Origin of the sequence: Streptomyces angustmyceticus, from assembly GCF_040701845.1 — a bacterium.
Lineage (GTDB): Bacteria > Actinomycetota > Actinomycetes > Streptomycetales > Streptomycetaceae > Streptomyces > Streptomyces angustmyceticus_A.
This window is the reverse complement of sequence record NZ_JBFBHQ010000006.1, coordinates 467530-480376: the sequence shown is the minus strand read 5'-3', so window position 1 is coordinate 480376 and position 12847 is coordinate 467530. Positions and strand designations below refer to the sequence as shown.

Sequence of the window (12847 nt, the reverse complement as noted above, 5' to 3'; positions counted from 1 at the left end):
ACGGCCGGAGCCGTGAGCGGTGTCAGGTCTCCCCGGAGGCCGGTGGCCCGGACTCCTCATCAGGATCGAGGAAGTACGGATTTTCCATGATCATGCCGTTCAGCCAGACCTTCGGATGGGCCTTGATCAGTGGGACGATCAGGTCACTGTGGAACATCTCCAGGTCGTACATGCACATCCCCACCTGGGGATGCGTCCGCAGCCACCGGGTCGCGTGCATCTCGTACCGGACCAAGTCCTGGACGAAGGCGGGCTGCACCAAGGGCTGGGCCCAGCTCATATCGGCGGCGAGCCGGGCGCAGGTGCTGTTGTCGGACGGGAACATCTCGTCCGACCATGCGGAGAGCCGGGCCAGTGTGCGGTCCCCGTCGAAGGTCCCGTCCTGCAGATACTCGTTCGGGCCCCTGATCTGGAGGCTGTTGCCGCCCCGGCCCACCGCGGGGGTGTGCGAGGCCAAGACGTCGCGAAAAGTACAGCCGTCGCCCTCGGTGCCCAAGAGGAGGCAGATGTGCCCTGCACTCAGGCCCTCCGCCAAGAAGGGGGTCATGAGCTGGTCCCGCTCGGCACGCCCCCGGTACAGGGCACAGATGTGGTCGCCGGGAGTCAGTGGTACTCCGCCCAGGTGAGCGACAGCGGCCACGGGAGTGCCCGCTGTCCGCCGGTGCATCGCTCGCCTCCTGGTCAGGTCAGCCGCCCAGGACTCTCCACACCCGGGTGGCAACGTGCAGGTTCAGCCGGCTGTCGACGTCCCCGAGGTCGCTGCCGCTGACCTCGCGGATGCGCTGGAGCCGGTAGCGCAGGGTGCTGCGGTGGATGGCCAGGGCGGCTGCCGTGGCGTCGTAGTTGCCGCCGCACTCGAAGTACTGGGAGAGGGTCTGGACCAGGTCCGAGTGGTGTGCCGCGTCATAGTCCAGGAGCAGGCCGAGCCACTCACGCACGAACTGCTCGACCTCCCGGTAGCCGCCGCCCGGCCCCAGGATGCGGTAGAGACCCAGTTCGTCGAAGGTCGTGGTGCCGTGGGGGGACTGCGAGCGCTGGCGGACCTCCAGGGCGCGCAGCGCTTCCTGGAACGAGCGGGGGATCTCGCTCGGGGTGTCGCAGCGGCCGCCCACACCGATCGACCCGGTGGGCGAGCCGAGTTCACGGCCCACTGCCTCGTGCAGGGCCTTCGCCTGAGGCCGGCCTTGCAGTACGAGGACGGCCATCCCGGACCGTCTGGCCAGCAGTGACCGCATCCGCAGCCCGGCAGCCGCCCTGCCGACCGCTTGCACGAAGGTGTCGTCGGCCGGCCGGCCCGCCCATTGCACGGCGGCGAGATAGTGCGGACCGTGCAGGTCATGGCCGACGGCGGCAGCCCGGGCGTACGCGCCCGCGTCGTCGGTGCCGGTGATCAGGTCGTCCACGAGTTCGCGACGTAGCCGCAGTTCCACCTCGGCGAGGTTGCGCAGATGGGCCAGTTCCAGGGCCAGCGCAGTGCTGGCGTAATCGAGGGCGAACCGTTCTGCCTCGCCGGCGCCTGCCTCGGGGTCGATCAGGGCCACGGTGCCGAGGACCTCGCCACGGTGCTGGGCCAGCGCGATGACCTGTTCCGCCACCCGCATCGGACGCTGTCGGCGGGCCGCATCATGCAGAAGCTCTTCGTGCGGGGTCGCCTCGGGTTTGGGGTAGGGGTCGGGGCGGCCCGGGCCCGCCCAGGCCCGCAGGTTGCCGAAGCGGTCCTCGATGGCGACCGGGTAGCCGGTGAGCCGGTGGAGGGCCCCGGCGATGCCTTGTACGCCGTCGTCGTTCGCGGAGGCGTCGCTGAGCATCTCGTGGACGGAGCGCTGATGCTCCAGTTCGGAGACGGACGTGGTGAGCCGGGCGTTCGTGGCCGCGCGGTCGTCGCTGAGCTGCCGCAATTGCTGTGCACGGTCGCGTTCCGAGCGCCGGGCCATGGCTTGCGTCAGGGCCGCCGCGGTCTGCTGAGCCAGGACCCGCAGCAGAAAGTACTCGTCATCGGTGGGCTGGGACGGTGCGCTGACCACCAGGTGGCCTATGGCGTCCGCCGTGCTGTGCAGCGCGATGCTCCAGCCCCATTCCCGGTCCGGCACCGTGACCGGCCCACCCTGACCGCCCAGTCTCCGGACCTGGGCATCGAGGTGGGGGGTGGCGTGGGGCCAGTCGGCGGGTGTGCGGGTCAGGCCGTTGTCGAGCGTGAGGTAGGCGGCCTCGGCGCGGCACGGACCGAGGGTGCCGACGGCGCTGAGGGCCCGCGTCAGGACGTCACTCTCGTCCGGCGCGTCATTCATGATCATCGAGAGCACGATAAGGCTGTACAGGTTCGCCAGGTGCTCGCGGCCCCAGCTGTTCCGGGGGGACCGGCCCGTCGTGCCCGAGGTCGTGGCCATGGTGGGATCACGGGCCTTTCTAAGGGACTCGCCCGGGATCCACCCTACCGAATGACCCAGATCTTGTCCGATATGTCGGCCTCGATCAGCTCACCCTGGCAGACCGAGATTGCCCACGGATTTCGGCCTCGCAGGCGCAGGCCGCGGGTCGCCCGAGATGGCGAGACTGAAGCGGTCAGCCGTGAACCCGTAGCAGCGGCGTGTCGCCAGGAGGAGGGGACATGAGCCAGCGGGACCGTCGGACCATCGCGTCCTACCCCACCTACGCGGAGGCGGAACGCGCCGTCGATTACCTGTCCGACCAGGAATTCCCGGTGGAACGCGTCGCCATCATCGGTCACGACCTGCAACTCGTCGAACAAGTTGTCGGTCGTGTCGGCCTTGGCAGGGCGGCGCTGAGCGGGGCCGCGTCCGGAGCTCTCCCCGGTGCACTGCTCGGCTGGCTCTTCGGCCTGCTCAATTGGCTCGACCCGGTGCTGTCGTCGCTGTTGCTGGCCCTCTACGGGCTGATCTTCGGCGCAGTGATCGGCGCGCTGCTCGGCCTGCTTCTGTACAGCGTGCAGCGCGGGCGCCGCGACTTCGCTTCGGTCAGCGCGATGCAGCCGAGCCGGTACGAGGTCGTGGCGGACGCCGAGGTGGCCGATCAGGCCGCCAAGCTGCTCGACCGGCTCGGGAGCGCGGCGGCCGGCACGACCGCCACCGAGAAGTGAGACCCCGCGGCACAGGGCCCGCGAACGCTTCCGTGGCTTTCGATGAAGGAGTATCCCCATGGCTAAGGCAGTCGGCATTGACCTCGGAACCACCAACTCGGTGATCGCCGCGTGGGAGGGCGGTGAGGCGGCGGTTCTCCCGAATTCCGAGGGCAGCCGCACGACCCCTTCGGTCGTCGCCTTCACGGACACGGGCGAGCGGCTCGTAGGCCAGTTGGCACGCCGCCAGGCGATCCTCAACCCCAAGGGAACCATCTACTCGGCAAAGCGCTTCATCGGCCGCCGCTTCGACGAGATCTCGGACGAGGCGAAGGCCGTCGGCTTCGACGTGGTCGCCGACGACCACGGCAATGCGCGCTTCGAGGTACGCGGCAAGCTGTACGCGCCCGAGGAGATCAGCGCTCTGGTCCTGCGCAAACTCGCCGACGACGCCGCCAAGCAGCTGGGCGAGAAGGTGACGGAAGCCGTCATCACCGTCCCCGCCTACTTCAACGACGCCCAGCGCACCGCGACAAAGGACGCGGGGCGCATCGCGGGCCTGGAGGTCCTGCGCATCATCAACGAGCCCACGGCGGCGGCCCTCGCCTACGGGCTGGACAAGAAGGGGCACGAGACGGTGCTCGTCTTCGACCTGGGCGGCGGCACCTTCGACGTCAGCCTGCTCGACGTCGGCGACGGGGTGGTCGAGGTCCGGTCCACCGCGGGAGACAGCCACCTGGGCGGCGACGACTTCGACCGACGGCTGGTGGACCATCTGGCGGACAACTTCCAACGGGACAACGGCATCGATCTGCGGAACGACCCGCAGGCCCTGCAACGGCTTTTCGAGGCCGCGGAGAAGGCCAAGACCGAACTCAGCTCGGTCACCCAGACACAGGTCAGCCTGCCGTTCATCACCGCGGACGCCGCCGGCCCGAAGCATCTGACCGAGACGGTCATGCGGTCCACGTTCGAGCAGATCACCTCCGACCTGGTCGAGCGGACCATGGAACCGGTCAAGCAGGCGATGGCCGACGCCAAGATCAGCGAGAGCGATATCGACGAGGTCATCCTCGTGGGCGGCTCCACCCGTATCCCCGCCGTCCAGAACCTGGTCCGCCGGCTGACCGGCGGCAAGGACCCGAACATGAGCGTCAACCCCGACGAGGTCGTGGCCATGGGCGCCGCGATCCAGGCCGGAGTGCTCAAGGGCGACGTCAAGGACGTCCTGCTGCTCGACGTCATCCCGCTGTCACTGGGCGTGGAGACCCGCGGCGGCGTGATGACCAAGATCATCGAACGGAACACCACCATCCCGGTACGCCGCACGGAGACCTTCTCCACCGCCGAGGACAACCAGGGAGCCGTCGACATCGTCGTCCTGCAAGGAGAGCGCGAGCTCGCGAAGGACAACCGCGTCCTGGGCCGCTTCCAGCTCAAGGACATCCGCCCCGCGCCTCGTGGCGAGCCGCAGGTCGAGGTCACCTTCGACGTCGACGCCAACGGCATCCTGAACGTCACCGCGCGTGACAAGGACACCGGCGCCGAGCAGGGCATCACCATCAGCGAGGGCTCCAACCTCGACCAGAGCGAGGTCGAGCGGATGGTCCAGGAGGCCGAAGCGCACCGCGGCGAGGACCAGGCGCTGCGCGCGGCGGTGGACGCCCGCAACGAGCTGGACGCCGTGGCCTACCAGGTCGAACGCCGGCTGAACGAGCTGGGCGACGCCGCACCCGCGCACGAGAAGGCACGGGCCGAGATGCTCGTCACCGACGCCCGGGAAGCCGTCAAGGAAGAAGCGCCGCTCGACAAGGTCAGGTCGCTGACCTCCGAGCTCCAGCAGATCCACGCCTCGCTCGCCTCCCACCAGGCAGGCGCGGGCCCGTCTGCGGAGGAGCAGGCCACGGCGGGCGCCGGGGCAGCGGGCGGATCGAGCAGCTCCGCCGGATCCGACGACGACGTGGTCGACGCCGAATTCGACAAGAGCTGAGGTGCGGCGATGTCCACCGGACAGGAGCCGACGACGCCCCAGGACGAGCTGAGCCAGGCCCCGCCCCCGGAGCAGCCGGAGGTGGACGACCACGCCGCGGCCCTCGACGAGCTCCAGGACCGCTGGCGCCGGGCCCTCGCGGACCTCGACAACCTCCGCAAGCGCCACGCCAAGGAACTGGACGCCATACGGAACGAGGAACGCGCCCGCACCGCGGCGGCCTGGCTCCCGGTGGTCGACAACCTCGACCTGGCGCTCACCCACGCCGGATCCGATCCGTCCGCCGTGGTCGAAGGCGTCAAGGCCGTACGCGACCAGGCCGTCGACGTGCTCCGCCGACTGGGGTACCCCCGCTACGAGGAGACCGGAGTGCCCTTCGACCCGGCCGTGCACGAGGTCGTCGGCACCGTCGACGCCCCCGATGCCGAACCGAACGCCGTCGTGCAGGTGGTGCGTCCCGGCTACGGCGAGGGGAGCCGGCAGCTGCGCCCCGCGGCCGTCATGGTCAGCAAGCGGCAGGAGTGACGCCCCATGGCACGCGACTACTACGACGTGCTCGGGGTGCAGCGCAACGCGAGCTCCGACGACATACAGCAGGCCTTCCGCAAGCTGGCCCGCAAACACCACCCCGACATCAACAAGGACCCGCAGGCCGAGGAGCGCTTCAAGGAGCTCAACGAGGCGTACAGCGTGCTGTCCGACCCCAAGACCCGCAAGCGCTACGACCGCTTCGGCGAGGACTTCCGGCAGATCCCGGAGGACTGGGAAGAACGGGTGGGCGCGGGCGTGGGGGGCGGGGCGGGAGCCCGGGGCCGCAGCCGGTCCACCGGCGGCGGCCGGGTCCGGTTCACCGACTACGGCGAGGGGTTCGACGGCCCCGGCATCAACTTCGAGGACCTGTTCGGCGGGATGTACGGCCGGGGCGGAGGCGGCGGACGCTGGGGCCCGGTTCCCGGGGCCGACCAGGAGGCCGAGATCCAGCTCGGTGTCGAGGAGGCCTACCACGGCGGCCATCGCAGCATCACACTCGCCGGGCCCGGCGGACAGCGGACCTACGACGTCAACATCCCGCGTGGCGTGGTCGACGGACAGCGCATCCGGCTGGCCGGGGAAGGCGGCAGGGGCAGCGACGACGGTCCCCCGGGGGATCTGTACCTCCGCGTACGGATCAAGCCCGATACGAGATTCCGCCTGGAGGGCCGGGACATCCACGTCGCGCTTCCCGTCACGCCCTGGGAAGCGGCGCTCGGCGCGACGGTACCGGTACCCACACCCGGCGGCACCGCCAAAGTCACCGTTCCCAAGGGCTCGTCCAGCGGCCGCCGGCTGCGGCTGCGCGGCGAGGGCATGCCCCACCCCCGTGGCGCCAACGGAGATCTCTACGCGGAGGTCCGGATCATGGTGCCGCCCGAACTCGGCGACCGGGAGCGTGAGCTCTTCGAGGAGCTGGCTGCCGTGTCCACCTTCGACCCGAGGAAGCCAGGATGACCCATGATCCACGGCGCGCTGCCGCCGGGCCGGAGGCCGGGCATCGCCGGCCGACGGCGCCGGACAAGCAGCGGGCCCTGAACGTCGTTGTCCGCAACTACGCCCTCGCGCCCGTCGACAGACTCAGCCTGGACGTCGTGGCCCGGCGCTCCGGACTCCACCCCGATCTCGTCCGGCGGTTCGTCACCCTCGGCCTGGTCGACGCCACCCGCGACGACAGCGGCCGGCTGTGGTTCGCCCCGGGCGCGCCCGCAACTCTCGCCCGCATCCAGCGGCTACGGGCAGGTCTCCCCCTCAACTACGCCTCCCTCGGTCTGGTGCTCGACCTGCTCGACCGGATCAGCGAGCTGGAGGCCGCGTTGAGACGCAGCAACGCCGGCTCGAGGAGTGATGAATCGTGGATATGAACCGGCTCACCCAGAAGTCCCAGGAAGCCCTTCAGGAAGCGCAGACGATCGCCGGCCGGATGGACCAGACCGAGGTCGACGGTGAGCATCTGCTGCTCGCCCTCCTCGACCAGCCGGACGGGCTGGTGCCGCGGCTCTTCGACCAAGCGGGCGCCGACACCGAGGCGTTGCGCGCCTCGCTCATGAGCGAGCTGTCACGCAGACCGAAGGTGACCGGACCCGGCGCCACACCCGGCCAGGTGTACGTCACCCAGCGGCTGGCCAAGCTGCTGGACACCGCCGAGCAGGAGGCCAAGCGGCTCAAGGACGAATATGTGTCCGTGGAGCACCTCGTCCTGGCACTGGTCGACGAGGGATCCAGGACCGCGGCGGGACGCCTGCTCAAGGAACACGGCATCACCAAGGACGGCTTCCTGTCGGCGCTGACCCGTATCCGCGGAAACCAGCGGGTCACCTCGGCGACGCCCGAAGGCGCGTACGAGGCGCTGGAGAAGTACGGCCAGGATCTGGTCGCCGAGGCGCGGGGCGGCAAGAAGGACCCGGTGATCGGCCGGGACGCGGAGATCCGAAGGGTCATCCAGATCCTCAGCCGCAAGACGAAGAACAACCCCGTATTGATCGGCGACCCGGGCGTCGGCAAGACGGCGATCGTGGAAGGGCTGGCACAGCGGATCGTCCGCGGCGACGTGCCCGAAGGGCTGCGCGAGAAGACCATCTTCTCCCTCGACATGAGCTCGCTGGTGGCGGGCGCCAAATACCGCGGTGAGTTCGAGGAACGACTGCAGGCCGTACTGAGCGAGGTCAAAGCCGCCGAGGGGCGCATCCTGCTCTTCGTCGACGAACTCCACACGGTCGTCGGCGCCGGCGGCGGCGCCGAGGGCGCCATGGACGCCGGCAACATGCTCAAACCGATGCTCGCCCGCGGTGAGCTCCACATGATCGGCGCCACCACGCTGGAGGAGTACCGCAAGCACGTCGAATCCGACGCCGCCCTCGAACGCCGCTTCCAGCAGGTCCTGGTGGACGAGCCGAGCGTGGAGGACACCGTCTCCATCCTCCGCGGCCTGCGCGAACGTCTGGAGGTGTTCCACGGCGTGAAGATCCAGGACACCGCGCTGGTCGCCGCGGCCGTCCTCAGCCACCGCTACATCTCCGACCGGTTCCTGCCGGACAAGGCCATCGACCTCGTCGACGAGGCCTGTGCCCGGCTGCGCACCGAGATCGACTCCATGCCGGCCGAACTCGACGAGATCACCCGCCGGGTCACCCGCCTGGAGATCGAGGAAGCGGCCCTGGACAAGGAGACCGACCCCGCCAGCCGAAAACGGCTGGAAGAGCTCCGGCGCGAACTGTCCGACCTGCGCGCCGAGGCCGACGCCATGCACGCCCAGTGGGAAGCCGAACGCCAGGCCATCCGGCGGGTGCAGGAACTGCGCCAGGAACTGGAACAGGTCCGCCAGGAAGCCGAGGAGGCCGAACGGAACTACGACCTCAACCGCGCCGCCGAACTGCGCTACGGCAAGCTCACCGAACTGGAACGCAGGCTGGCCGCCGAAGAGGAGGCGCTCGCCGCCAAGCAGGGCGAGACCCGGCTCCTGCGCGAGGTCGTCACGGAGGACGAGATCGCCGAGATCGTCGCCGCGTGGACCGGCATCCCGGTGACCCGGCTGCAGGAAGGCGAGCGGGAGAAGCTGCTGCGGCTCGACGAGATCCTCACCGAGCGGGTGATCGGCCAGGACGAGGCCGTCAAGCTGGTCACCGACGCCATCATCCGGGCCCGCTCCGGCATCCGCGACCCGCGCCGACCCATCGGCTCGTTCATCTTCCTCGGCCCCACCGGCGTCGGAAAAACCGAACTGGCCAAGGCGCTCGCCGCGGCACTCTTCGACACCGAGGAGAGCATCGTCCGTCTCGACATGAGCGAGTACCAGGAACGGCACACCGTCAGCAGACTGGTCGGAGCGCCGCCCGGATACGTCGGCTACGAGGAGGGCGGTCAGCTCACCGAGGCGGTACGCCGCAAGCCCTACTCCGTGGTCCTGTTCGACGAGGTCGAGAAGGCACACGCCGATGTCTTCAACACCTTGCTGCAGGTACTCGACGACGGCCGGATCACCGACGCCCAGGGCCGTACCGTCGACTTCCGCAACACCGTCGTCATCATGACGTCCAACATCGGATCCGCCCATCTGCTCGACGGGGTGACTCCCGAGGGCGAGATCAAACCCGATGCGCGGGCCCTGGTCATGGGCGAACTGCAGAGCCACTTCCGCCCCGAGTTCCTCAACCGCGTCGACGACGTCGTGCTGTTCAAGCCGCTGGGCATGGACCAGATCAAGCGCATCGTCGAGCTGCAGTTCAACGACCTGCGCCGGCGCCTGGCCGAACGTCAGATCAGCGTCCAGCTCACCGATCAGGCCCGCGAGCTCATCGCCCAGCAGGGCTTCGACCCCGTCTACGGGGCACGGCCGCTGCGCCGCTTTATCTCGCACGAGGTCGAAACACTCGTCGGGCGGGCCCTGATCCGCGGCGATGTACAGGACGGTTCGACGATCCGGGTCGACGCCCAGAACGGTGAACTGGTCGTGACGTACGACAGGCCGGCCCAGGCCGACCACGGGATGGCTGCGTGAGCACAGTGACAACGAGCCGGAGCAAGACCGTCGTCTGTGAGTCGTGCGGCCGCAAGAACCGGGTGCCGGCAGCGGGGGACGGGCGCCCCAAATGCGGAAACTGCGGTTCCCCGTTGCCCTGGATCGTCGAGGCCGGCGACGACGACTTCGCGGAGGTCGCCGATAAGGCGGCGCCCGTCGTCCTCGTCGACCTCTGGGCCACCTGGTGCGGTCCCTGCCGCATGGTCAGCCCCGCGCTGGAACAGGTCGCCCGCGAGCTCGCCGGAAAGATCAAGCTCGTCAAGGTCGATGTCGACCAGGCCCCCAGGCTGTCCCAGCGATTCCAGGTGCAGGCCGTGCCGACCCTGCTCCTTCTCGACCAGGGAGAGGCGATCGCGCGACAGGCCGGCGCCGCCCCCGCCCACGTGCTGCGCCAATGGGTCGAGGAGACCATCGCGGGTCGCCGCTGAGCCCGTCCGCCAAGGAAGGACGACCATCATGACTACCGAAAGCGACTGGCACCTGTCGCTCGTGCGCCCGGTGACGCCGCGCACCCCCGAGGGCTGCGAGGAGTGCCTGCGCCTCGGCTCTCCCTGGGTGCACCTCAGGCTGTGCCTGACCTGCGGACACGTCGGATGCTGCGACTCCTCGCCACTCAAGCACGCCCGTCTGCACGCCGCCAACGACGGTCACCCCATCGTGCAGCCCCTCGAGCCGGGAGAGAACTGGCGCTGGTGCTACGTCCACGAGGCCGTGGTCTGATGACTGCCGCGGGCCCGGACGGGATACCCACCGAAACCCCCGATCAGCACGGTGCCTTTCCCCGGCTGACGCCGGAACAGCTCGATGCGCTGGCCCAGTACGGCGAGTACCGCCCCACGCGGCGGGGCGAGGTGCTGTTCCGCGAGGGCGAACCGTGCGAGGAGTTCCTTGCCATCGTCAGCGGCATGGTCGAGGTCATCCACGACTACGGCGGTCCCGGCCAACGCACCGTGGCGGTACACGGCCCCGGCCGCTTTCTGGGGGAACTCGGTCTGCTCGAAGGGCAGACGGCGTTCGACACCGCGGTCGTACGCGAGCCCGGCCAGGTCCTCGCCGTCCCGGTGGAACGCCAGCGGGCCCTGGTGGCACGCGATCCGGTCCTCGGGGACCTGGTTCTGCGCGCCTACCTCGGCCGCCGGTCCCTGCTCATCGGCCTGGGCGCCGGCTTCCGGATCCTGGGCTCGTGCTACTCGCCCAACACCCTGCGGCTGCGTGAATTCGCCGCCCGCAACCGGCTACCACACCGATGGATCGACCTGGAGAAGGACAAGGAAGCCGAGGCGCTGCTGCGCCGGTTCGGCATCCGTCCGGACGAGACCCCGGTCGTCATATGGAAGGGAGAGCAGGTCCTGCGCAATCCCAGCATCGCGGACCTCGCACGCCTCATCGGACTCCCCACCTCTGCGCACGGCGACGCTGAATACGACCTGGTGGTGATCGGCGCGGGCCCGGCCGGGCTCGCCGCCGCCGTCTACGGCTCATCCGACGGCCTCGTCACCGTAGCCGTCGACGCCATGGCCACCGGAGGCCAGGCCGCCACCTCCTCGCGCATCGAGAACTATCTGGGCTTCCCGTCCGGGATCTCGGGTGGCGAACTCATGGAACGCTCGGTGCTCCAGGCCCGCAAATTCGGCGCACAGCTCACCGTCCCCGCCGAGGTCACCTCCCTCGAACCGCGCGACGGCCGGTACGCCCTCACCTTCGCGGACGGCTCCGAGATCCAGGCCGCCACCATCGTCCTGGCCTCGGGAGTGCGCTACCGCAGACTGGACGTCCCGGGCATCGACCGGCTGGAAGGCTCCAGCGTCTACTACGCCGCCACCCTCCACGAAGCCAACCTGTGCCGGATGGATCCCGTGGCCGTGGTCGGCGGGGGAAACTCCGCAGGCCAGGCGGTGCTCTTCCTCGCCGAATACGCACCCAAGGTGTATCTGATCGTCCGCAGCGGCGACCTCGGCAAGGACATGTCACGCTATCTGGTGGACCAGGTGACGCGCCATCCGAAGGTCGAGGTGCTGACCCACACCGAAGTGCGCCAGGTCAACGGAGAGGGCACCCTGCAGTCGTTGACCGTGGAGGACAACGCCTCCGGCGATCGTCGCGAACTGCCGGCCCATGCCCTGTTCGTGTTCATCGGCGCCCGGCCGCACACCGAGTGGCTGAAGGACGTGGTCGCGCTGGACCGACGGGGGTTCGTGCTCACCGGCGCCGACGCCCGGGCAGCGGCCGACGAGAACATCTGGGAATCGCTCGGGCGCGGGCCACTGATGCTGGAGACCACGATGCCGGGTATCTTCGCCGCGGGTGACGTCAGGAGCGGGTCCGTCAAGCGGGTCGCCTCCGCCGCGGGGGAAGGCGCCATAGCCGTCCGGCTCGTCCATGAACACCGGGCCCAGGAAGGCAATCTCGTCCGCGGGACCGGCGTGAGCGAGCCTCGGTCCGTGCCGGGCCAGTCGGTGTCCTGACGCCGGCCCGGCCGCTGACGCTCGCCGTAGGCGGCCTGGCGGACCCGCCCGGTCCCTCCTCCAGAGCGACGCCGAGGGCACCACCCGGCGTTCCCACGGACGTGATGAAGCAAGCGCGGGAGAGGGAGCAGCCCGGGTTCGGCTCGTGCCCGGCGGTGGAAGGGGACGGCATGCCCGAGTGGGCTCTCGCGATACTCGTTCCGGTCGGTCTGCCGGCTATGGGCCTGGGGGACGTTCTTGGTCTGAGCCCGCCGAGCCCGGTGACGCGCCGGCTGTCAGTTCGTGGGAGACGACGAGGCGCGGTTTTGCCTTCTCGCCGGCGATCAGATCCCGCAGCGCCCGGTGGTACCTCTTCACCGGCGCCTGCCCGGTGCCCATGCGCCGGCCCTTGAACCACATCATGCCGAACTCGACCGGGACCTTGCCCTGCGCCTCCAGCTCCCCTGCTTCACAGTGACCGTTCGCGGACCTTCATATACGGCTGCTTTCATGATGACTTCCCTCGGTGCCGCGGCATGGCCGCAGCACGACGGGACGGTGACCGCGCACAGAGCCTGCTCCCGGAAGTCGCTACGACGGGTCGTGCCGTGGCTTCGGCATGCCTCTGCGGGCCGTTCCCCCGGATCAGATGGAACGGTGGTGCCGCCGCCGGCCCGCCAGGCGGAGCTTCGGCGCTCTGGCGGCGTACCTCCCCGGTCCCCGTCGGCCCCCGACGCGAATCAGCCACGCACCGACCGATCAGCGGAATCTCCGAACCCGGACGACCA

Annotated in this window: 11 protein-coding genes and 1 pseudogene; 9 read left to right on the top strand and 3 right to left on the bottom strand. The window is 69.6% G+C overall.

Annotation, left to right across the window (positions count from 1 at the left end; all coding sequences use genetic code 11):
* Window positions 1-22 precede the first annotated feature (22 nt).
* Window positions 23-667, bottom strand: a complete 645-nt coding sequence (locus AB0411_RS17680) for an MEDS domain-containing protein (protein WP_366418196.1) — start codon at window positions 665-667, stop codon at window positions 23-25.
* Window positions 668-686: 19 nt separating this feature from the next.
* Window positions 687-2294, bottom strand: a complete 1608-nt coding sequence (locus AB0411_RS17675) for a PucR family transcriptional regulator (RefSeq protein ID WP_366418195.1) — start codon at window positions 2292-2294, stop codon at window positions 687-689.
* A gap of 314 nt (window positions 2295-2608) precedes the next feature.
* Here AB0411_RS17675 and AB0411_RS17670 point away from each other — a divergent pair, with 314 nt between their 5' ends.
* From AB0411_RS17670 to AB0411_RS17630, 9 genes are read left to right on the top strand one after another with little or no spacing between them, the layout of a single operon-like run.
* Window positions 2609-3097, top strand: coding sequence for a general stress protein (locus AB0411_RS17670; RefSeq protein ID WP_366418194.1), 489 nt, complete (start codon window positions 2609-2611; stop codon window positions 3095-3097).
* A gap of 58 nt (window positions 3098-3155) precedes the next feature.
* Window positions 3156-5066: a molecular chaperone DnaK gene (dnaK, locus tag AB0411_RS17665; RefSeq protein WP_366418193.1), complete on the top strand. Its 1911-nt coding sequence runs from the start codon at window positions 3156-3158 to the stop codon at window positions 5064-5066.
* Window positions 5067-5075: 9 nt separating this feature from the next.
* The gene (locus AB0411_RS17660) at window positions 5076-5591 is read left to right on the top strand and encodes a nucleotide exchange factor GrpE (RefSeq protein ID WP_366418192.1); all 516 of its coding nucleotides are present in this window, start codon (window positions 5076-5078) and stop codon (window positions 5589-5591) included.
* Between the two features lie 6 nt (window positions 5592-5597).
* The gene (locus tag AB0411_RS17655) at window positions 5598-6554 is read left to right on the top strand and encodes a DnaJ C-terminal domain-containing protein (RefSeq protein WP_366418191.1); all 957 of its coding nucleotides are present in this window, start codon (window positions 5598-5600) and stop codon (window positions 6552-6554) included.
* Window positions 6551-6961, top strand: a complete 411-nt coding sequence (locus AB0411_RS17650) for a chaperone modulator CbpM (protein WP_359450351.1) — start codon at window positions 6551-6553, stop codon at window positions 6959-6961. Before AB0411_RS17655 ends, AB0411_RS17650 begins: the two co-directional genes overlap by 4 nt.
* Window positions 6952-9594 (top strand): ATP-dependent chaperone ClpB, encoded by a 2643-nt coding sequence (gene clpB, locus AB0411_RS17645; RefSeq protein WP_366418190.1) that lies wholly within the window; start codon window positions 6952-6954, stop codon window positions 9592-9594. Before AB0411_RS17650 ends, clpB begins: the two co-directional genes overlap by 10 nt.
* Before the next feature lie 5 nt (window positions 9595-9599).
* Entirely contained in the window at window positions 9600-10043 is a 444-nt protein-coding gene (gene trxA, locus AB0411_RS17640) for a thioredoxin (RefSeq protein ID WP_366418251.1), read from the top strand.
* A 28-nt stretch (window positions 10044-10071) separates the two neighbouring features.
* Complete coding sequence (locus AB0411_RS17635) at window positions 10072-10335, top strand: UBP-type zinc finger domain-containing protein (RefSeq protein ID WP_018092858.1); 264 nt, start codon at window positions 10072-10074, stop codon at window positions 10333-10335.
* A complete protein-coding gene (locus AB0411_RS17630) occupies window positions 10335-12080 on the top strand; it encodes an FAD-dependent oxidoreductase (RefSeq protein WP_366418189.1) in 1746 nt (581 codons plus the stop codon). Before AB0411_RS17635 ends, AB0411_RS17630 begins: the two co-directional genes overlap by 1 nt.
* Window positions 12081-12296: 216 nt before the next feature.
* Here AB0411_RS17630 and AB0411_RS17625 read toward each other — a convergent pair.
* A pseudogene (locus AB0411_RS17625) lies at window positions 12297-12524 on the bottom strand (aldehyde dehydrogenase); the annotation flags it as partial.
* Between the last annotated feature and the right edge of the window lie 323 nt (window positions 12525-12847).